This is a genomic window from Mesorhizobium sp. P170090 (assembly GCF_057786115.1).
The window spans coordinates 4,602,031-4,621,793 of sequence record NZ_JBYNWH010000001.1 but is presented as its reverse complement, the minus strand read 5'-3'; the positions used below and the strand labels follow the sequence as shown (position 1 = coordinate 4,621,793).

The 19,763-nt window shown below is 63.0% G+C and carries 15 protein-coding genes, 1 pseudogene and 1 riboswitch; of the genes and pseudogenes, 7 read left to right on the top strand and 9 right to left on the bottom strand.

The window, feature by feature from the left end:
* Positions 1-27 precede the first annotated feature (27 nt).
* The 4 genes from AC3EML_RS22480 to AC3EML_RS22465 all read left to right on the top strand — a co-directional run bounded on the left by AC3EML_RS22480 (position 28) and on the right by AC3EML_RS22465 (position 2,792).
* Positions 28-864: a PA3715 family protein gene (locus AC3EML_RS22480; protein ID WP_352520469.1), complete on the top strand. Its 837-nt coding sequence runs from the start codon at positions 28-30 to the stop codon at positions 862-864.
* Between the two features lie 133 nt (positions 865-997).
* Positions 998-1,468 carry a hypothetical protein gene (locus tag AC3EML_RS22475; protein WP_023667596.1) on the top strand — a complete coding sequence of 157 codons (471 nt, stop codon included), beginning with the start codon at positions 998-1,000 and terminating at the stop codon, positions 1,466-1,468.
* 161 nt (positions 1,469-1,629) lie between these two features.
* A complete protein-coding gene (locus AC3EML_RS22470; RefSeq protein ID WP_352520467.1) occupies positions 1,630-2,328 on the top strand; it encodes a hypothetical protein in 699 nt (232 codons plus the stop codon).
* Entirely contained in the window at positions 2,325-2,792 is a 468-nt protein-coding gene (locus AC3EML_RS22465) for a GGDEF domain-containing protein (protein ID WP_352520466.1), read from the top strand. Before AC3EML_RS22470 ends, AC3EML_RS22465 begins: the two co-directional genes overlap by 4 nt.
* A gap of 12 nt (positions 2,793-2,804) precedes the next feature.
* Here the strand turns inward: AC3EML_RS22465 and gcvP are convergent, their stop codons facing one another.
* The 3 genes from gcvP to gcvT are packed head-to-tail and all read right to left on the bottom strand — an operon-like array spanning position 2,805 to position 7,107.
* Positions 2,805-5,615: an aminomethyl-transferring glycine dehydrogenase gene (gene gcvP / locus AC3EML_RS22460; protein ID WP_023729867.1), complete on the bottom strand. Its 2,811-nt coding sequence runs from the start codon at positions 5,613-5,615 to the stop codon at positions 2,805-2,807.
* Between the two features lie 17 nt (positions 5,616-5,632).
* Positions 5,633-6,001, bottom strand: coding sequence for a glycine cleavage system protein GcvH (gene gcvH, locus AC3EML_RS22455; protein ID WP_023681591.1), 369 nt, complete (start codon positions 5,999-6,001; stop codon positions 5,633-5,635).
* 5 nt (positions 6,002-6,006) lie between these two features.
* On the bottom strand, positions 6,007-7,107 hold the full coding sequence (gene gcvT, locus AC3EML_RS22450; RefSeq protein ID WP_352520465.1) for a glycine cleavage system aminomethyltransferase GcvT: 1,101 nt from the start codon (positions 7,105-7,107) through the stop codon (positions 6,007-6,009).
* A gap of 149 nt (positions 7,108-7,256) precedes the next feature.
* Positions 7,257-7,343: riboswitch (glycine riboswitch) on the bottom strand.
* 199 nt (positions 7,344-7,542) lie between these two features.
* On the opposite strand from gcvT, the gene AC3EML_RS22445 reads away from it, so the two are divergent.
* Positions 7,543-8,544, top strand: a complete 1,002-nt coding sequence (locus AC3EML_RS22445; protein WP_023710640.1) for a hypothetical protein — start codon at positions 7,543-7,545, stop codon at positions 8,542-8,544.
* Positions 8,545-8,695: 151 nt separating this feature from the next.
* Here the strand turns inward: AC3EML_RS22445 and AC3EML_RS22440 are convergent, their stop codons facing one another.
* The 6 genes from AC3EML_RS22440 to AC3EML_RS22415 form a co-directional block, all read right to left on the bottom strand.
* Positions 8,696-9,487 (bottom strand): molybdopterin-binding protein, encoded by a 792-nt coding sequence (locus AC3EML_RS22440; RefSeq protein WP_023667591.1) that lies wholly within the window; start codon positions 9,485-9,487, stop codon positions 8,696-8,698.
* Position 9,488: 1 nt separating this feature from the next.
* Positions 9,489-10,364 carry a cytochrome b/b6 domain-containing protein gene (locus tag AC3EML_RS22435; protein ID WP_023691148.1) on the bottom strand — a complete coding sequence of 292 codons (876 nt, stop codon included), beginning with the start codon at positions 10,362-10,364 and terminating at the stop codon, positions 9,489-9,491.
* Positions 10,365-10,500: 136 nt separating this feature from the next.
* Entirely contained in the window at positions 10,501-11,193 is a 693-nt protein-coding gene (locus AC3EML_RS22430; RefSeq protein ID WP_023688301.1) for a DUF1345 domain-containing protein, read from the bottom strand.
* A gap of 21 nt (positions 11,194-11,214) precedes the next feature.
* Positions 11,215-11,688: a YaiI/YqxD family protein gene (locus AC3EML_RS22425; RefSeq protein ID WP_023695438.1), complete on the bottom strand. Its 474-nt coding sequence runs from the start codon at positions 11,686-11,688 to the stop codon at positions 11,215-11,217.
* 64 nt (positions 11,689-11,752) lie between these two features.
* Positions 11,753-12,322: an S-(hydroxymethyl)glutathione synthase gene (gfa, locus tag AC3EML_RS22420; RefSeq protein ID WP_023710637.1), complete on the bottom strand. Its 570-nt coding sequence runs from the start codon at positions 12,320-12,322 to the stop codon at positions 11,753-11,755.
* A 122-nt stretch (positions 12,323-12,444) separates the two neighbouring features.
* Complete coding sequence (locus AC3EML_RS22415) at positions 12,445-13,572, bottom strand: S-(hydroxymethyl)glutathione dehydrogenase/class III alcohol dehydrogenase (protein ID WP_023681583.1); 1,128 nt, start codon at positions 13,570-13,572, stop codon at positions 12,445-12,447.
* A gap of 237 nt (positions 13,573-13,809) precedes the next feature.
* Between AC3EML_RS22415 and AC3EML_RS22410 the strand changes: the two genes are divergently transcribed.
* Both AC3EML_RS22410 and dnaE read left to right on the top strand, forming a co-directional pair.
* Positions 13,810-15,822 carry an acetyl-CoA carboxylase biotin carboxylase subunit gene (locus tag AC3EML_RS22410; protein WP_352520464.1) on the top strand — a complete coding sequence of 671 codons (2,013 nt, stop codon included), beginning with the start codon at positions 13,810-13,812 and terminating at the stop codon, positions 15,820-15,822.
* 260 nt (positions 15,823-16,082) lie between these two features.
* Positions 16,083-19,610 (top strand): annotated as a pseudogene (gene dnaE / locus AC3EML_RS22405) (DNA polymerase III subunit alpha).
* Positions 19,611-19,763 lie beyond the last annotated feature (153 nt).

Sequence of the window (19,763 nt, the reverse complement as noted above, 5' to 3'; positions counted from 1 at the left end):
GCAAAAAGCAAAATGAGTGAGCCGTCCATGCGAATAGTCTTGTGCACCGCCTTCCTCGGCCTCGCCGCGGCCAGTCTGTCGCCGGCCTCGGCCGCGGCCGACGATTGCGGCGACGCTGCCGCTCTGGTGCAGCAGGCATATCCCAAGGCCCAAAAGAGTGCCGATGGCGCCTCCTTCACGCTCGAACCTCATACCAGCATCGCCCAGACGCTTTGGGATGGCGATGCGCCATTCGGCGTGGTCTGCAAGATCTGGCCCGCCCATGACGACCTGTTGTTGGTCGCCGTGCCGCTGATCGACAGCTCCCAATCCAGCGACGACGGGCATGTCGGCGATGTCGAGCTTCTGGTCGTCGACAGGAAGTCCCGGCAGGTGCGCCAGCGCCTGCTCCAGCCCGGGCTGATGACCGATGATGCCGTCGGCATCCGCGAGATCGACTTCGATACCGGGCGCTACAGATTGGCGCCCGATGTCGGCGCCTTCGGCCTGCGCATCGACATGGCAAACCATTCGCAGCCGAATCCTTTCAGTGAAACCGACCTGCGGCTCTATGCCCTTGACGGCGGTGCTCTGCGCCTGGTGCTCGACGGCATCATCGTGGCCGGCTTTGGCGGCGAAGGCGACACCAATTGCGCAGGATCCTTTCAATCCAACCGGGTCAGCCTGGCGATGAGCCCGGCGAGACATCACGGCTATCACGACATCACAGTGTTCGAGCGGTTGGACACCGACAATCCGTCTGTCGACAAGAATGGCGAGTGCCAGTCCCATCCCGGCAGGTCCATGAAACGAACCTACCGGCTGCGCTACGACGGCAGGCGCTATCAGTTTCCGGCGGGGCTCAAGGCGCTGGAGCCGGAATAGGCTTCGGTTGGTTAATGGCTTCTGTGCCCGAAACCAAATTTTAGGCGCGTTTCCGCACTGAAGTTTAATCGCCCTGTTGTAGTCTGCTTCCTCAGAGAACGACCCGGTAAATCGGGCGATTGGGGCCAGGGGCATGCGTCACAGAAGTTTCACGGCAATGGCCGCGCTAGCGGCGGTCTTGATGGTCGGCGGCTGCACGACCGACAACGTCGACAAAACCAAGACCACATCGATCCAACCGGTGGCAAAAGACGTCAGCACCTCCGACCTTGCGCAAGGCAAGGCGCAGTTCCGCGAGGCCAATTACGGCCTTGCCGAACAGCATTTCCGCAAGGCCGTGGAACTGAAGGCCGACAGTGCCGAGGGATGGATGGGGCTTGCCGCCTCCTATGACGAACTCGGCCGCTTCGACTTCGCCGACCGCGCCTACGACCAGCTTTTGAAGGTTGCCGGGCGCAAGCCGCAGATTGTCAACAATATGGGCTATTCGCAGCTGCTGCGTGGCAACAAGAAGAAGGCGAGAGCGCTGCTCATGGAAGCAAGGGCCGGCATGGCCGACCCGAGCGTGATCAACGCCAATCTGGCGCTGCTCAACAAGGGCTGAGACTAGGGACACTCGCGTGCCGAGCTTCGCGGGACGGCAGTCGACGCTTTGTAAACCCTGTCGGCAGGTTGCTTTGAAAACCGGCCGAAAACGGTATCTCCGGCCGGTTGCATGCCTATGATGCGCCACAAATCGAAGATCCCAAAGGTTGCCGCTCATCCATGCTGGATTTCAGTTCGCTATTGCTGGCGGCTGCGCTGTCGGGCACATGCCTGAGCGTCACCATGTTTGTGATCTGGTTCACGGCGCCGCGTCCACGCTTCGTGCTGACGGTTGCGTGCGGCATTCTCGTCCTTGTCGCCCACGTCATCGTCTTCTGGCGCTACACGAGGGAGCCCAGTCCGTTGCTTTGTCAGGCAGCGTTGGCGCTGCTCAGCCTCGGTTTCCTGGCGCTTTCACTTTCGGCCATCCAATATCTTGGTGTGCGCAATTACAGCCGCGCTGTCCTGCCGGCCATGCTCGCGATCGCTGTCTGCGCCGGCGTGACCTATCTCGGTTTCGATGGTGTCGGCTTCATCCTCACCTATACGACGGTAACAGTGCTGCTCGCCTCGATCGGGGTGATGTTCTGGATCAAGGGCGGTCAGGATCGCGGCATTCTGCTGGTCGTTTCGGCGCTAAGCGGCGTCTGCGGCGTATCCTTCGGGCTCTGCGGCGCCGTGCTTCTGGTCAAGGGCCAGTGGGTGCTCGGCGTCGCACCCGACAATTGGGCCGAGCGGTTGAATTCGGTCGTGGCGGTCGCCTGCATGACGGCTCTCGGCGCGCTGACGCTGTCGATGCATCATCTGCAGGCACAGATCGAACTGAAGGCCGAGACCCTGACCGACCCGTTGACCGGTCTGATGAACCGAGGGCTTTGAACTCGCTCTATCGCGAGCGCGTCTTCGGCCCGTTCATGTCGGTCGCCATGTTCGACCTCGACCACTTCAAGCGAACCAACGATGTCTATGGCCATCCCGTCGGCGATCGGGTGCTCTGCCGTTTCGCCGCAGTCATCAAGAAGTATGACAGGGTTGGCGTCGACGCCTTCCGGCTGGGCGGCGAGGAGTTCGCGTTGGTCATGTCTCGGATGACCGAAGACAAGGCCTACGATTTCGCCAGCAGGATCGGCGTCGCCTTCGGCACGGAAGTGGTGCCGACGCCGCGCGGGCCGTTGCGCAGCAGCGTCAGCGGCGGCATTGGCTTTGGCAAGGAAGACGGCAGCAGCCTGGATGAAGTGCTGGCCGAGGCCGACCGGGCGCTCTACGCGGCCAAGAACGCCGGGCGAAATCGCGTGCTTGTCCTCAACGGCAAAGCCGACGGACCGGCCCTGCGCTCAGCCTGACAGGCCAGAGTGTTATTCGGCGGCGCCGAGATATTCCGACAGCGGCGGGCAGGAGCAGACGAGGTTGCGGTCGCCGGCGACATTGTCGATGCGCGAGACCGGCGGCCAGTATTTGGCCGCTGTATCGACATCGCCGGCGGGGTAGGCCGCTTCCAGCCGCGAATAGGGGTGGGTCCACTGGCCGGCAAGGGTTTCGGCCGCCGTGTGCGGGGCATTGACCAGCGGGTTGTCCTCGAGCGGCCATTCACCCTTCGCCACTTTCGCTGCCTCGCCGGCAATGGCGATCATCGCCTCGCAGAACCGGTCGAGTTCGCGCTTGGGCTCGGATTCGGTCGGCTCGACCATCAGCGTGCCGGCGACAGGGAACGACATGGTCGGCGCGTGAAAACCGTAATCGATCAGCCGCTTGGCGATATCGTCGACGCTGATGCCAGCGCTCTCCTTGAGCACGCGCGTGTCGAGGATGCATTCATGCGCGATGCGATCGTGCCTGCCCTTGTAGAGAAGCGGGAAGTGCGGCGCGAGCCGCGTCGCCACATAATTGGCCGAGATGATCGCCGTCTCCGTCGCCTGCTTCAGGCCGGCGGCGCCCATCATGCGGATGTACATCCAGGTGATCGGCAGGATGGAAGCGCTGCCGAACGGGGCAGCGGACACGGCATGCGCCGAACCTTCGGTGACATGACCCGGCAGATAGGGTTTCAGATGCGCCCTGACGCCGATCGGACCGACGCCCGGACCGCCGCCGCCATGCGGGATGCAGAAGGTCTTGTGCAGGTTCATGTGGCAGACATCGGCGCCGATATCGGCGGGCCGCGCCAAAGCAACCAGGGCGTTAAGGTTGGCGCCGTCGAAATAGACCTGGCCGCCATGTTCGTGGATGAGAGCGCACAGGTGGCGCGCGCCTTCTTCGTAGACGCCGTGCGTCGAGGGATAGGTGAACATCAGGGCTGCGAGATTCTTCGAATGCTCGTTGGCCTTGGCCCGCATATCGTCCATGTCGATATTGCCGTCCTCCAGGCAACGCACGACGACGACGCTCATGCCGGCCATCGCCGCACTCGCGGGATTGGTGCCATGCGCGGACTGGGGGATCAGGCAGATGGTGCGATGGCCTTCGCCACGCGAACGGTGATAGGCGCGGATGGCGAGCAGGCCGGCATATTCGCCTTGGCTGCCGGCATTGGGCTGCAGGCTGACGGCGTCGAAGCCGGTGATCTCCGCCAGCCAGCCTTCCAGCTCGCCGACCATGGCGCGATAGCCGGCCGAATGGCTGGCCGGCGCGAAGGGATGGAGGTTGGCGACAACAGGCCAGCTGACCGGCATCATTTCGGCCGCCGCGTTGAGCTTCATGGTGCAGGAGCCCAACGGGATCATGGTGCGGTCGAGCGCCAAATCCTTGTCGGCTAGCCTGCGCAGCAGGCGCATCATGTCGGTCTCGGAGTGGTTTTCGCGGAAAACCGGCTGGGTCAGAAACTCCTTGCCGCGCGGCTTGCCGGGCATCGCGCCGGCCTCAGTAGCGCCGGACTTGGCGCCGAACAGGGCGGCGATAGCCTCGAGATCCGCCTCGGTCGAGGTTTCGTCGAAGGCGATGCTGATGCGGTCGGCATCGATGACGCGCAGCAGCCGGCCACCTTTTTCAGCGGCAGCGGCGATCGAAGCTGCCTTGCCCTTCACTTCGGCCGTCACCGTGTCGAAACGGCTTGAGCCGAGCACGGAAACACCAGCGGTTTTCAGGCCTGCTGCGAGGCCGTTGGCGAGCTCATGAATTCGGGCTGCGATCGCCTGCAAACCAGTAGGCCCGTGCCAGATCGCGTATGCGGTCGCCATGTTGGCAAGCAGCGCCTGCGCGGTGCAGATGTTGGAGGTCGCCTTGTCGCGGCGGATATGCTGTTCGCGCGTCTGCAGGGCGAGGCGATAGCCGGGACGGCCCTTGCTGTCGATCGACTGGCCGACGAGGCGGCCGGGCATCAGCCGGGTCAGCTTGTCGGAGACGGCGCAATAGGCGGCGTGCGGGCCGCCAAAGCCCATCGGCACGCCAAAGCGCTGCATCGGGCCGACGGCGATGTCGGCGCCAAGCCTGGCCGGCGCTTCGGTCAGCGTGAGCGCAAGCGGATCGGCGATGAAGACGACCACGGCGCCGGTGGCGCGAGCCTTCTCGATCGCCGCCTTGTGGTCGCCATAGACGCCAAACGTGTCCGGCCAGGAGACCAGCAGGGCGGCGGTGTTGTCGTCGATGGTCTCGCCATCGATCTCGATGCCGAGCGGCTCGGCGCGGGTGCGCACGACGTCCAGCGTCTGCGGATGCGGCGTGCCGGCCAGCGCCACCTTGGTGCGCTTGTCGCGGTGATGGCGCAGCGCGATGCCGACCGCTTCGGCCACCGCCGTCGCTTCGTCGAGCAGGGAGGCCGAAGCCACCGGCAGGCCGGTCAATTCGGTGACCAAGGTCTGGAAGTTGAACAGCATTTCCAGGCGGCCCTGGCTGATCTCGGCCTGGTAGGGCGTATAGGCCGTGTACCAGGCCGGGTTCTCGAACAGGTTGCGCTGGATGACCGGCGGCACATGGACGCCGTGATAGCCGGCGCCGATGAAGCTCTTCAGCACCCTGTTTTTTGCCATGGTCGCAGCCAATTCGGCCAGCGCTTCGGCTTCGCTCGCCGGCGCGGGAAGGGCTAGCGGCAGATCGAGGCGGATCGACTGCGGCACGGCCTGGCTGATCAGCGTCTCGACTGAGGGAACGCCGATCACGGCAAGCATGGCTCTGACGTCGTTTACATCAGGACCGATGTGGCGGGCCGAGAAGGGGGTAAGTGCTGCGCTCATGGCAATAGGTCCTGATGTCAACCGATATGGGCTTTGTAGGCGGCCTCATTCATGAGGCCTGCGAGTTGGCCTTCGTCGGCGAGCTTCATCTTCCACAGCCAGCCGTCGCCGGTCGCAGCGGAGTTGACCAGCGACGGGTCCGAGGACAGCGCGCCGTTGGCGTCGGTGATCTCGCCATCAACCGGCGCATAAACATCGGATGCCGCCTTGACGGATTCGACGACCACGGCGGTGTCGCCCTTACTGAGTTTGGTGCCGATTTGAGGCAGTTCGACGAAGACGAGATCGCCAAGCTGTTCCTGCGCATAGTCGGTTATCCCGACGGTGGCGATGCCTCCCTCGACGCTCAGCCATTCGTGATCTTGTGTGAAATAGGTTTTTGCCATCGGAATTATCCTTTGCGGTAGCGATGAGGAGTGATGGGCAAGGAGCTGATATCGACCGAGATTTTCGTCCCGCGAACATCGGCGAAGAGTTTTGTGCCCGGCTTGGCCAAGGCCGTTGACACATAGCCCATGGCGACGGGATGGCCGGCCGAGGGGCCGAAGCCGCCTGATGTCACGTGGCCGGCCGGATTGCCGTCGGCATCGAACAAAGCAGCGCCGGCGCGCACCGGCTGGCGGCCGTCCGGCTTCAGGCCGACGCGCTTTTGCGACGACCCGCGCTCCAGGATGGACCGCAGCGCATCGGCGCCGATGAAGGATCCGCCGGCGCGGAGATCTTTGGGGATCGCCCACATCAGGCCGGCACTCGCCGGATCGATCTCCGGCGTGATGTCCTGGCCGTGCAGGCACAGGCCGGCCTCCAACCGCAGCGAGTCGCGGGCAGCAAGGCCGATCCACAACACACGCTCGTCCTCGATCAGTTTCGTGGCCAGAGCGCGCGCATCCGCCTCCGGCAGGCCGATCTCGAAGCCGTCCTCGCCGGTGTAGCCGGAGCGGCTCATGAACCAGTTTTGCTTCGGCTCGATGCCATGCATGAACAAGAGCGAGCCGGTCTCGATGCCGGCGCGGGACAAGGCAGCCCAGGCTTCGGGCCCCTGGATCGCCAGGAAGACGCGATCGAGCGCATCGACCTTCACGTCGAAATCGGTCGCCAGCGCACGCAAATGCTTCTCGTCCTCGACCGCATTCCCGGCGTTGGCGACCACCATGAAGCGCTCGGCGCCGAGCCGGGTGACGATCAGATCGTCGATGATCCCGGCGGCCTCGTTGAGGAAGAAGGTATATTTGGACTGTGAAATCTCAAGCGCGCCGGCATCGAGCGGACTGGCGCGGTTGAGCAGTGCCGCAGCGCCCGGTCCGCTGATCTCGAACAGCTTCATATGCGAAATGTCGAACAGGCCGGCATGTTCGCGGGTGTGAAGGTGCTCCTTCATCACGCCGGCCGGATAGGTCAGCGGCATCGACCAGCCCGCAAAGGCGCCAAAGCGTGCGCCGGCGGCGGTGTGCAGATCTTCGAGAGGAAGGTGTTTGGTGTCGTCGCCCGTCATGTCATCTCCAGAGTCGCACGCAATCGGCCGCTGCTGGCGACCAGTCCGTGCCCCTCTGTCTGAAGCCTGAGAGACTCGCGCAACCGGAACTCTGTCGGCGACGCTTACACCTTCGGCGCGGGGGCAAGCCCCGACTTTCCAGAGTGTCTTTCCCGTCTACGGTTCTTTTGCCTGAGAGATTTCGGGCGATTTCCCCTTCGGCGGCAGCTCGCGCTGCTCTCTCCCGCAAACAGGTAGGACTCAAAACTTAAGCCCTCGACGCGCCATCCATAGCTTGTCGGCGACACCTTGTCACCTGCCAGCGACACGTAAAGCGCGTCGTCTTTACAGTCTTCGCTAACCACGCCGTTTGCCGGTTTTTCAAGACAATGGCGATATTCTGGGCTGACGGTTTGGCCGGCAATTGCGTTGGGCACGGCGGATGGGGATTGACAGATGGGCGAACGGATCGGGAGCGCGCCGGTGGCGGGGCTGGCCTCGAAGGACCGCATCACGGCGGAAGATGTCGTCATGCTGCGTCGCGAAGTGTTCGCCGACGGCGTGGTGACGCGCGGCGAGGCTGAAGCACTGTTCGCGCTCGATGCGACAGCGACGGACAAATGCCCGCAATGGCCTGAATTCTTCGTCGAGGCCGTTACCGACTACATCGTCCACCAGGAAAAGCCGGCAGGCTATATCTCTGAAGACAATGCCGGTTGGCTGATCCAGACCATCTCGCGCGACGGAATGGTCGACAGTGTGACCGAACTGGAGCTGCTGGTGCATGTGCTGGAAAGGGCGAAATCATCGCCCGGCCGGCTCTCCGCCTATGCGCTCGAGCAGGTCGCCAACGCGGTGGTCGACGGCAAGGGACCACTGATGCTCGGCGGCGCGCTGGTTCCCGGGCTGGTCGCCAAGGCAGAGGTCGATCTGTTGCGCCGCATTCTCCATGCCTATGGCGGCGACGGTAACATCGCCATCACACGGGTTGAGGCCGAGGTGCTGTTCCAGATCAACGAGCAGACCGCAGCGGCCCACAACGACCCGTCCTGGAACGACCTGTTCGTCAAGGCGCTCGCCAATTTCGTCATGTGTTCGGCCGGCTACGAAGCGCCGACGCGCGATGTGGCGCTGCGTCGTGACAGTTTCTTGGACCAGGTCGAGCCCGAAATTGGTGGCTTCTTCAGCCGCATGGTGTCGGGCGGCCTGGCCGGCATCATGGAAGCCTATCGTTCGCCCGGCGATATCGAGGCCGAATGGGAGTCGAAGAACCGTGCCGCCGAGGCACTCGCGCGCCGCGCCGAGACGATCGACGCCAGCGAGGCGAAATGGCTGGCCGATCGCATCGGCACCGACCGCCCGCTGCGTGACAATGAACGCGCGCTGCTGACGCTGATCAAACTCGCCTCGCCGGAGATACATCCGGCGCTCAAGCCACTGCTCGACAAGGTTGCTTAAGCCGCGCCGTTTTCTGCGACCGTTTTGCAGAGGACGATATTGGAGTGTCTTCAGGCCAATCGCCAAGTTCGGCCACGCGCTCGAAACCGGCTTCCTCAGGCAAGCTCGGTTCGGCCGGAGTCAGATCGTGCTCGGTCAGAATGCGAGGCCATCAAATCCCGCCATACCAGTCATAGCCATTGTCTTCCCAATAGCCGCCGCGGCTGCCGCCGATATTGGCAAAACTGTCGACGAGCTCGATCTTGTAGAGATACTTCGGCATCTTGTAGCCGAGCTGTCGTTCGACGCGCACGCGCAGCGGCGCGCCGTTTTCGACCGGCAGCGGCTTGCCGTTGAGGCCGTAGGCGAGGATCGTCTGCGGGTGGCGGGCATCGATCAGGTCGATGGTGCCGTAATATTTGATTTCCCCGGAGAGGCTGCGATCGATCGTATCGAGGCAGTGGAACATGACATAGCGGGCCTGCGGCTTGACCACAGCCTGGTCGAGCACCAGCGACAGCGGGGTGCCGGTCCATTTGGCGATGCAGCTCCAGCCTTCGACACAGTCGTGGCGGGTGATCTGCGTGCGGCTCGGCATGTTCTCCAACTGCTCGCGGCTGAGCGACAGCGGCTTTTCGACCAGGCCCGTTACCTCCAGCCGCCAGTCGGCGAAATTGTTGGCGAGCAGGCCCTTGTAGGTGTCATCGTCGGGCGCGGTGACGCCGTTCGGCCGCTGCGGCTGGCGGATGTCGGCCTCGGTGAATTCCGGCGCCAGAGCATCGCGGCCGGCAAGCCAGCGTTGCGCGCGGTAGGTCAGGCCATTGGCGTTTTCGAGGAAACTGCGCAGGCCGTCGCCCATGCCGAGCTGGCTGTCGAAGGCATCGCAGCCCGACAACATGATGCCGGAAACGCCGAGGCCGGCGCCCGTCAGGAACTTTCGGCGGCTGATCTGGAATTTGGCCATCTCACGCACTCCTCTCGGTGTCGCCATGCCTTGGCGGATCGGTGCGGTACCAGCCGGTGATGATCGAGCGCAGTTCGTTGATCGGGCCGGCGGCGAGGATCATCATCATATGGACGATGAAAAAGCCGACCAGCAGCACCATCACCGTGAAATGGATGGTGCGCGCCGTCTGCCTTCCGCCGAGCAGTTCGTTGAGCCAGGGCAGCACCGAGTTCATGCTCGGCGACATGGCAAGGCCGGTGATGATCATGAGTGGCAACAGCACGAACAGTACGCCGCCATAGGCCATTTTCTGCAGCGTGTTGTATTCGCGTGTGTGGTGGAACCTGAGCTTGGCGTGCTCGATGATGTCCTGCGGCAGCCGCTTGAGATCGTCAAGGCGCGGCGCCAGATCGCGGCGCAGATGGCCGTTGACCAGGCTGGCGACCAGCCAGACGACCAAGGTGGTTGTCAGTATCCAGGCGAAGAAGAAATGCACAACGCGGGCGGTGCCGAGATCGTAATAGGACGGGATTGTCGCCCAGGACGGGAAGGCACGCGACGTTTGCTGCCGGGCCGGGCCCGACCAGCCGAGCACGCCTGTGGTGTCGAAGCGATGGCCGAAGATTTCGGTATAGCCGCGCGGGCCGGTGGCGGTGTTTTCGGCGCCGATGGCAAAGACGGTGTTGTTGTACTCGAAGCCGGATTGCTTGCCGATGTAGAGCTGCGGCCGGGCATTGAAGATCTGCAGGCCGGACAAAAGCAAGAAGAACAGCGAGATCGCCCACAGCCAGTGCGTCAGGCGGGTCCAGCGCGATTGCCGGTAGATCAGCGTCGCATCCTTCGTTGAGGCGGCATCGACGCCTGCGCCGGGCTGACTCATGGTAATGGTTTCCATCTTTTCCTCGCCTCCGGCTGCGCGATCCTGGGATGGCCGCGCTCGTCCTTGTCCTCCCAATACGTCGCTATCGAAAGCGATGTTTCATGCGGTCACGTTTTTATTACGGGCACGGGTTTATCGCGGGCACGGATACTCAATTGCCGAGGCTCACCGCGAGATTGACGACGGCGGCGACGATGACGGCGTTGAAGAAGAACGACAGGATCGAATGGACAAGCACCACGCGGCGCATATGCGAGGTCGTGATCGCGGTGTCGGCGGTCTGCGCGGTCATGCCGATCACCGTCGCGAAATAGAGAAAGTCCCAACCGTCCGGCCGTTTGCTGCCGGGAAAATCGAGGCCGCCGACCGGTATCTTCTTCTTGGTTTCGGCATCGATCGCGTCGCCGTCCATCCAGTAGACATGCGCATAGTGGAGGGCGGCCATGGCATGGATGGTGAACCAGCCAAGCGGGATCGACAGCATGGCGAAGCCGAGTTCGATGGGGTCGCGATCCTTGTGATTGATCAAAAGGAACAGCAGGACAATGGCCATGGCGACGATGCCGAGCGTGATGGCAAAGATGCCCAGCACTGGGAGGTCCAGTTCGCGCGCGTTCTTGCTGAGATAGCGGCCGGACAGCAGCGGCATCTTGGCGATGACGAGCGCGATGAAGACGACGAAGAAGGAATCGGCGGCAATCGAGATCGAATAAGCAAGCCGCGTGGAGACGGGGAGCGATCCAATCAAAGGCAATACCGCGGCAAATACGACCAGACCGACGGCTAGCGACACAAAGAACTGCTTGTGCCGCTGCAAGGGGTTATTCGGCGATGTGTCGGCCATAGCCCGACCTCGGATGATGCTTCACGTCTGGTCGGGTGTGACGGATTTCAGAGCCCGCCGCAAGATACGGTCGAGCTCACCCAGGAAACGCGAGCGATCCTGTGGCGCAAAGCTGGCATTGTAGCCCTTGCTCTCGCCGGTTTCGCGCAGATGCTGCTTCAAATCGCGCATTGCAACCGCCATGCCGATGGTCTCCGGCGTGAACGGCCGGCCGGTTGGCCCAAGCACATGCGCGCCGAGCGCCACGGTGCGAGCGGCAAGCGGGATGTCGGCGGTGATCACGATGTCGTTGGGTTTTGCGTTCTCGACGATCCAATCGTCAGCGGCATCGGCGCTTTTAGAGACGACGACGTTGCGAATCATCGGATCGCGCGACGGACGCAGCCCGCCATTGGAGACGTAGGTGACGACCACGCCATGGCGCTCGGCGACCTTCTCGACCTCGGCTTTCACCGGGCAGGCGTCGGCGTCGACGTAGATGGCGGGTGCCGGCATTATCTCTCCAAAACGGACATGGGGCCGGCATGTTACCCGGCCCCATGCCAGAAATCTCGTACTGTCAGGCCGGCCGCGCGCCCGACTTCTTCGCCGTCCAGGTGGCAATGTAATCCATCAGGCCGGGGTTGAGACAGTCATAGGGCTCGAGGCCCATCGACTTCAACTGGCCGCGGATGCCGTCCATGCGCTTGGGGTCGACACCGGATTCGATGATCGACGAAACGAAAGCGGTGAAGCCCGGCGGTGACCAGCCGTCTTCCTGGAAGCGCTCGGGATGGATGAAGGACAGACCCTTGAACGGATGGTCGCGCTCGACCGGTCCGTGCATATGGACACCGCAGCCGGTGCAGGCGTGACGCTGGATAAGTGCCGAGGGGTCGACCACTTTCAGCTTGTCGCCGTTTTCGGTGACTGTGACATCGCCGGTGCCGGCTACGGCCACGACCGAGAACACCGCGCCGTCAGGCTTCCAGCATTTGGTGCAGCCGCAGGCATGGTTGTGGGCGATCTGGCCCTTGACCGTCACCTTCACCGGCTTGCTGGTGCAGGCGCAGACCAGCGTGCCGCCGGCAAAGCTTGCGCTCTCCTTTGGCAAGCCATTGTCGATTTTGGGATGCAGTTTCTCAGGCATTGTCTTCCTCCCTTGTTGAACCTGTGCAACTTCAGTCGCTGGCCCTTCGGTCGGCGGCTTGTTCTTCCTCCGTTTGGTGTGCGATCGGACGCAAAACCGGGCGCCACTTTTGCTGATCGCACTTAGTAAACGACGACGCTCCTGATCGACTTGCCCTCATGCATGAGATCAAAACCCTTGTTGATGTCCTCAAGCTTCAGCAAATGGGTGATCATCGGGTCGATCTGGATCTTGCCGTCCATGTACCAGTCGACGATTTTCGGCACGTCAGTGCGGCCGCGTGCGCCGCCAAAGGCGGTGCCCATCCAGGTGCGGCCGGTGACCAGCTGGAACGGCCGGGTCGAAATCTCCTGGCCGGCGCCCGCAACGCCGATGACGACCGACTTGCCCCAGCCGCGATGCGAGGCTTCCAGCGCCTGGCGCATCACCTTGGTGTTGCCGGTGCAGTCGAATGTGTAGTCGGCGCCGCCGATCTGGTCGGCGCCGCGCTTGGTCAAGTTGACGAGGTGAGGAACGATGTCGCCGTCGATCTCCTTCGGATTGACGAAATGCGTCATGCCGAAGCGCTCGCCCCATGCCTTCTTGTCGTTGTTGAGGTCGACACCGATGATCATGTCAGCGCCGGCGAGCTTCAGGCCCTGGATGACGTTGAGGCCGATGCCACCGAGACCAAAGACGACAGCAGTCGCGCCTTGCTCGACCTTCGCGGTGTTGATGACCGCGCCGATGCCGGTGGTGACGCCGCAACCAATGTAGCAGATTTTGTCGAAGGGCGCGTCCGGGTTGACCTTGGCGACGGCGATCTCGGGCAAAACGGTGAAATTGGAGAAGGTCGAGCAGCCCATATAGTGGAAGATCTTGTCCTTGCCGATCGAGAAGCGCGAGGAGCCATCGGGCATCAAGCCTTGGCCCTGCGTGGCGCGGATGGCGGTGCACAAATTGGTCTTGCGCGACAGGCAGGATGGGCACTGCCGGCATTCCGGCGTGTAGAGCGGGATGACGTGGTCGCCCTTCTTGACCGAGGTGACGCCCTTGCCGACATCGACGACAACGCCAGCGCCTTCATGGCCGAGGATTGCCGGAAACAGGCCTTCGGGATCGGCGCCCGACAGGGTGAACTCGTCGGTGTGGCAGATGCCGGTCGCCTTGATCTCGACCAGCACCTCGCCTTCGCGCGGTCCGTCGAGGTCGACCTCCATGATTTCCAACGGCTTTCCGGCGGCGACAGCGACAGCGGCGCGGGTTTTCATCAGGCAATTCCTCCCAAGGCGATTGGTCTTCAGGCTTTCAGGGTTTTTATACTGTTTCAACCCGATTTGGCGACCAAATATGGCGCAAATCTTGGCCCAGTCGTCGGCGAGCCCAACCTTCGCCCCTCGGCACGGGCCTGGCGGGCAGGGAGTGTCTTGATGGGTGCGCTGCCGGCGGTGCTTGAGCCCGGCTGCCGAAGCCCATAAGAAGGACGAAAGACCGAGGAAACGCCTTCGATGTTCACGAAAATCCTGATCGCCAATCGCGGCGAGATTGCTTGCCGCGTCATCAAGACGGCGCGCAGGATGGGGATTGCCACCGTAGCGGTCTATTCCGACGCCGATCGCGACGCCGTGCACGTCGAAATGGCCGACGAAGCCGTGCATATCGGGCCATCGCCTGCCGCGCAAAGCTATCTTCTGCCTGAAAAGATCATCGCTGCCTGCAAGGAGACGGGCGCGCAGGCCGTGCATCCCGGCTACGGTTTTCTGTCGGAGCGGGCCGCCTTCTGCGAAGCGCTTGAGGCTGAGGGCATTGTCTTCATCGGTCCGAAACCCAAGGCTATCAAGGCGATGGGCGACAAGATCGAATCGAAGAAGTTCGCCAAGGCCGCTGAGGTGTCGACGGTTCCCGGCTGGCTTGGTGTCATCGAAAATGCCGACCATGCCGAAAAGATCGCCGGCGAGATCGGTTATCCCGTGATGATCAAGGCCTCGGCCGGCGGCGGCGGTAAAGGCATGCGCATTGCCTGGAGCCAGTCGGAAGTGCGCGACGGCTTCGACCGGGCGCGCTCGGAGGCGAAAAGCTCGTTCGGCGACGACCGAGTCTTCATCGAAAAGTTCGTCGTCGATCCGCGTCATATCGAAATCCAGGTGCTGGCCGACGCGCATGGCACCGCCCTCTATCTCGGCGAGCGCGAATGCTCGATCCAGCGCCGGAACCAGAAGGTTGCGGAAGAGGCGCCGTCGCCATTCCTCGATGCCAGGACGCGCAAGGCCATGGGCGAGCAGGCCGTGGCGCTGGCCAAGGCGGTCGACTACCAGAGCGCCGGCACCGTCGAGTTCATCGTCGATGCTGAAAAGAACTTCTATTTCCTTGAAATGAATACACGATTGCAGGTCGAGCATCCGGTGACGGAGCTTGTTACCGGCATCGACCTGGTCGAGCAGATGATCCGTGTCGCCGCCGGCGAGAAGCTGGCGATCGAGCAGAGCGACGTCAAGCTGAACGGCTGGGCGGTGGAAAGCCGGCTCTATGCCGAGGATCCCTATCGCAATTTCCTGCCCTCGATCGGCCGGTTGACGCGCTACCGGCCGCCGGAGGAGGGCAAGTTCGGCGATGTCTTCATCCGCAACGACACCGGCGTCACCGAAGGCTCCGAGATTTCGATGTTCTATGATCCGATGGTGGCAAAACTCTGCACCTGGGCGCCCACGCGTATCGAGGCCATCGATGCCATGTCGGAAGCGCTGGACAGTTTCGTCGTCGACGGCATCGAGCACAACATCCCGTTCCTGGCGGCGCTGATGCAGCATCCGCGCTGGCGCGAGGGGCGGATATCGACGGGCTTCATCGCCGAGGAATATCCTGACGGCTTCGCGCCGATCGTGCCCAATGGCGATGAAAAGGCAGTGCTGGCGGCGATCGCCACCGCGGTCGAGCTTCTGCGCCGCGACCGGCTCGACCGGCTGGGCGGGCGGCTGGCGCCGCATTCGGGCGCACTCAAGCGCGATTGGGTGGTGAAGCTCGGCGACGACTATCTCCAGGCTTCGATCATCGAGGGCATGATCTCCATTCCGATGGAAATCGATCTGTCGGTCGATGGCGGCAAAGCGCTGACCGTGGCGTCCGACTGGCGGCCGGGCGACCTCATCTGGCGCGGCACTGTCGGTGCCCGCAAGGTCACGGCGCAGATCAGGCCGGCGCCGAACGGCCTGCGCATTGCCTGGAAAGGCATTTCGGTGACGGCGCGCGCCATGCTGCCGCGCACGGCGGAGCTGGAAAGGCTGATGCCGGAGAAGGTGGCGCCGGACACGTCCAAGATGCTGCTTTGCCCGATGCCGGGCCTGGTCGTGTCGATCGCGGTTGCCGAGGGGCAGGAGGTCAAGGCCGGCGAGACGCTGGCCGTGGTCGAGGCGATGAAGATGGAAAACGTGCTGCGCGCCGACCGCGATCTTGTCGTGTCGAAGCTCAACGCCAAGCCGGGTGACAGCCTGGCTGTCGATGCGGTGATCATGGAGTTCGCCTAGAGATTGTTTGGAAATTCTACTCAGGCGGCCATCTGAAGGTGGTTTCTGCGCTTCCCGTGCTCACGGACCAATGGCCGCTGCGCTCCGGTTCTCGAAACCACCATCGTATGACTCGCCAGAGCGAATTTCGAACAATCTCTGAGCCGTGCGGCTGGGTACGGAAGCCTGTGGTCGGTGGTCATTTGTGCTGGACTGGCATCGCCCGGTCCGGGACAATACATCTCCATCGACTCAAAGCCCTTCGAGCAATTTGAAACATCATGGCGGATGACAAACTTCCACGCGATCCCCTGAGGCGCGAAGCAGCGCTCGCTGCTGCGCGCCCGGAGGCGCCGGCGCGGCCGTTCATCCATCTGCGCGTGCATTCGGCGTATTCGCTGCTCGAGGGCGCCTTGCAGGTCGCCGCCGTTGTCGGTCATGCAGTCAAGGACGAGTGCCCGGCAATCGCAGTCACCGACACAAACAATCTGTTCGGCGCGCTGGAATTTGCCCAGAAGGCGGTGAAGGAAGGCATCCAGCCGATTATCGGTTGCCAGATCGATCTCGCCTTTTCCGGCGAGACCAGCGACGCGCAGCGCGACCGCCGCCGCCATGGTCCGGAGATGCACGCCGTGGTGCTGCTCGCCGCCACCGAGGCCGGCTACAGCAACCTCGTCAGGCTGGTCAGCCAGGTCTATCTGGAGACGCCGCCGGGCGAGCCCGTGCATCTGACGTCAGCAATGCTGGAAGGCCATAGCGATGGCCTGATCTGCCTCAGCGGCGGGCCGCGCGGCCCGATCGGCCGGGCGCTGAAGGAGGATCGCCGAGATCTTGCCGAGACGCGGCTTCTGGCACTCAAGGCGCTGTTCGGCGACCGGCTCTATGTCGAGCTGGACCGTGTTTCCGGTTATGACCGCGCTATCGAGAAATCATCGGTCGACCTTGCCTATATCCATGATCTGCCGCTGGTCGCCACGAATGAGGCGTTCTTCGCCGCCCGCGACGACTATGACGCGCATGATGCTCTGATCGCCATTGCCGAGGGTTCGGTGGTTGCCGCCGACAACCGTCGCCGGCTGACTTCGGACAATTTCCTGCGCAGCCAGGCGGATATGGCGCGGCTGTTCGCCGACCTGCCGGAAGCGATCGACAACACCGTCGAGATCGCGCTGCGCTGTTCCTATTATCCCAAGACCCGCAATCCGATCCTGCCACGCTTTACCGGCGGCGATGTCGCCGACAATGAGGTGGCGCTGAAAGCGGAGGCCGATGAACTGCGCCGGCAGGCCCATGAAGGTCTCGACGCCCGGCTGGCGGCGCATGGGCCCACTTCCGGCTACACGGTCGAACAATACCGCGAGCGGCTCGATTTCGAACTCTCCATCATCGAGAAGATGAAGTTTCCCGGCTATTTCCTGATCGTCGCCGACTTCATCAAATGGGCCAAGGCGCAAGGCATTCCGGTCGGGCCGGGCCGTGGTTCGGGCGCCGGATCGCTGGTCGCTTATTCCACCACCATCACCGACATCGATCCGCTGCGCTTCTCGCTGCTGTTCGAGCGCTTCCTCAACCCCGACCGCGTGTCGATGCCCGACTTCGACATCGACTTCTGCCAGGACCGGCGCGAAGAGGTCATCCGCTACGTCCAGCAGAAATATGGCCGCGACCAGGTTGGGCAGATCATCACCTTCGGTACGCTGCAGGCGCGCGCGGTGCTGCGCGACGTCGGCCGCGTGCTGCAAATGCCTTACGGCCAAGTCGACAAGCTCTCCAAAATGGTGCCGCAGAACCCCGCCAATCCGGTCAAGCTGGCGGATGCCATCGCCAACGAGCCGCGCTTTGCCGAGGAGGCCGAGAAGGAGCCAATCGTGCAGACGCTGCTCGATATGGCGCAAAAGCTGGAAGGGCTCTACCGCCACGCTTCGACGCACGCCGCCGGCATCGTCATCGGCGACCGGCCCTTGTCGGAACTGGTGCCGATGTACCGCGATCCGCGCTCCGACATGCCGGTCACCCAGTTCAACATGAAATATGTCGAGCAGGCCGGGCTCGTAAAATTCGACTTCCTCGGCCTGAAGACGCTGACGGTGCTGGAGACGGCGGTGAAGCTGATCCGCCGGCGCGGCATCGAGATCGACCTGGCGACGATCCCGCTCGACGATCCTGAAACCTACGCCATGCTGTCGCGCGGCGAAGTGGTCGGTGTGTTCCAGGTGGAAAGTGCCGGCATGCGCAAGGCGCTGATCGGCATGCGGCCCGACTGCATCGAGGACATCATCGCGCTGGTGGCGCTCTACCGTCCCGGCCCGATGGAGAACATCCCGACCTACAACGCCAGAAAGCATGGCGAAGAGGAGATGGCATCGATCCATCCCAAGATCGACCATCTGGTGAAGGAGACGCAAGGCGTCATCGTCTACCAGGAACAGGTGATGCAGATCGCGCAGGAACTGTCGGGCTATTCGCTCGGCGAAGCCGATCTGCTGCGTCGCGCGATGGGCAAGAAGATCCGCGCCGAAATGGACAAGCAGCGCGAGCGTTTCGTCACCGGTGCGGTCGAACGCGGCGTCGGCAAGCCGCAGGCCGACTTCATCTTCGACCTTCTGGCCAAGTTCGCCGACTACGGCTTCAACAAATCGCACGCGGCCGCCTACGCCGTCGTGTCCTACCAGACCGCCTATCTCAAGGCGCATTACCCCGTCGAGTTCCTGGCGGCGTCGATGACGCTCGACATGGGCAATACCGACAAACTCGCCGATTTCCGCCAGGATGCGCTGCGTCTCGGCATCGAGGTGGTGGCGCCGTCGGTGATGACCAGCTTCCGCAATTTCGAGGTCGGCGAGAACCGCATTTACTATTCGCTGGCGGCCCTCAAGGGCGTCGGCGACGCTGCGGTCGAGCACATCGTCGCCATGCGCGGCGAAAAGCCGTTCAAGAATCTCGCCGATTTCTGTGAAAGGGTCGATCCCAAGATCGTCGGCAAGCGCGTCTTCGAAAGCCTGATCATGGCCGGCGCGCTCGACTGCTTCGGCCACGACCGCGCCCAGATGATGGCCGGCGTCGAACGGATGATGGGGCTGGCTTCGCTGGCGCAGCAGAATGCCATTTCGGGCCAGCACGACATTTTCGGCGCGTCGCTCGGCGCGCAGCAGCAGGCGCTCAATTTGCCGCAGACCGATCCGTGGCTTGCCGCCGACCGGCTGCACCGTGAATTCCAGGTCGTCGGCTTCTATCTTTCGGCGCATCCGCTCGACGAGTACAAGGCGGCCCTGCAGAAGATGCGCGTGCAGAACTGGGGCGAGTTCTCGGCTGCGGTCAAACGCGGTGCCGCCGCGGGCCGGCTCGCCGGCACCGTCACCACCAAGCAGGAGCGCAAGACCCGAACCGGCAACAAGATGGGCGTCATCGCCTTTTCCGACACATCTGGCCAATATGAAGCCGTGCTGTTTTCGGAAGGGTTGGCGCAGTATCGCGATCTGCTCGAGCCCGGACGTTCGGTGGTGATCACCGTTTCGGCCGAGGATAGGCCCGAAGGGGTCAATCTGCGCATCCAGACGGTGCAGTCGCTGGAGGATGAGGCCAGCCGTATCCAGAAGGCGCTGCGCATCTTCGTTCGAAATGACGGGCCTGCGTCGGCGATTTAATCGCAGCTTACCCAGCGTGGGGAAAGTCAGGTAAGCATTATCGTCATCAAAGAAGAGGCGCAGGGCGAGATCGAGATCGAATTGCCCAACCGCTACCGCATCTCGCCGCAGATCGCGTCGGCCATGCGCGCGGTGCCGGGTGTGGTCGAAGTCGAGCTCGTCTAGGCTGCGCTGATATACACGGCAATCGCATCGACGTCGGCCAGTGCATGACGGCATAAAGATGCTCTGGGCCTGACATTGCAGCCGATAGGGCCAGCGTGCGGGGCGTGGTTGACCTGACCTTCCTTTGAACCACATGCGTTGAGCAGAAACTTC

Excerpts from the sequence above, each read along its gene's own strand:
- AC3EML_RS22410 (WP_352520464.1), top strand. The coding sequence starts at position 13,810 with ATGTTCACGAAAATCCTGATCGCCAATCGCGGCGAGATTGCTTGCCGC.
- AC3EML_RS22425 (WP_023695438.1), bottom strand. The coding sequence starts at position 11,688 with ATGCCGGCACCCGCCATCTACGTCGACGCCGACGCCTGCCCGGTGAAA.
- AC3EML_RS22480 (WP_352520469.1), top strand. The coding sequence starts at position 28 with ATGCGAATAGTCTTGTGCACCGCCTTCCTCGGCCTCGCCGCGGCCAGT.
- AC3EML_RS22435 (WP_023691148.1), bottom strand. The coding sequence starts at position 10,364 with ATGGAAACCATTACCATGAGTCAGCCCGGCGCAGGCGTCGATGCCGCC.
- AC3EML_RS22440 (WP_023667591.1), bottom strand. The coding sequence starts at position 9,487 with ATGGCCAAATTCCAGATCAGCCGCCGAAAGTTCCTGACGGGCGCCGGC.
- AC3EML_RS22475 (WP_023667596.1), top strand. The coding sequence starts at position 998 with ATGCGTCACAGAAGTTTCACGGCAATGGCCGCGCTAGCGGCGGTCTTG.
- gcvP (WP_023729867.1), bottom strand. The coding sequence starts at position 5,615 with ATGAGCGCAGCACTTACCCCCTTCTCGGCCCGCCACATCGGTCCTGAT.
- AC3EML_RS22415 (WP_023681583.1), bottom strand. The coding sequence starts at position 13,572 with ATGAAAACCCGCGCCGCTGTCGCTGTCGCCGCCGGAAAGCCGTTGGAA.
- gcvT (WP_352520465.1), bottom strand. The coding sequence starts at position 7,107 with ATGACGGGCGACGACACCAAACACCTTCCTCTCGAAGATCTGCACACC.
- AC3EML_RS22430 (WP_023688301.1), bottom strand. The coding sequence starts at position 11,193 with ATGGCCGACACATCGCCGAATAACCCCTTGCAGCGGCACAAGCAGTTC.
- AC3EML_RS22470 (WP_352520467.1), top strand. The coding sequence starts at position 1,630 with ATGCTGGATTTCAGTTCGCTATTGCTGGCGGCTGCGCTGTCGGGCACA.
- AC3EML_RS22445 (WP_023710640.1), top strand. The coding sequence starts at position 7,543 with ATGGGCGAACGGATCGGGAGCGCGCCGGTGGCGGGGCTGGCCTCGAAG.
- gcvH (WP_023681591.1), bottom strand. The coding sequence starts at position 6,001 with ATGGCAAAAACCTATTTCACACAAGATCACGAATGGCTGAGCGTCGAG.
- gfa (WP_023710637.1), bottom strand. The coding sequence starts at position 12,322 with ATGCCTGAGAAACTGCATCCCAAAATCGACAATGGCTTGCCAAAGGAG.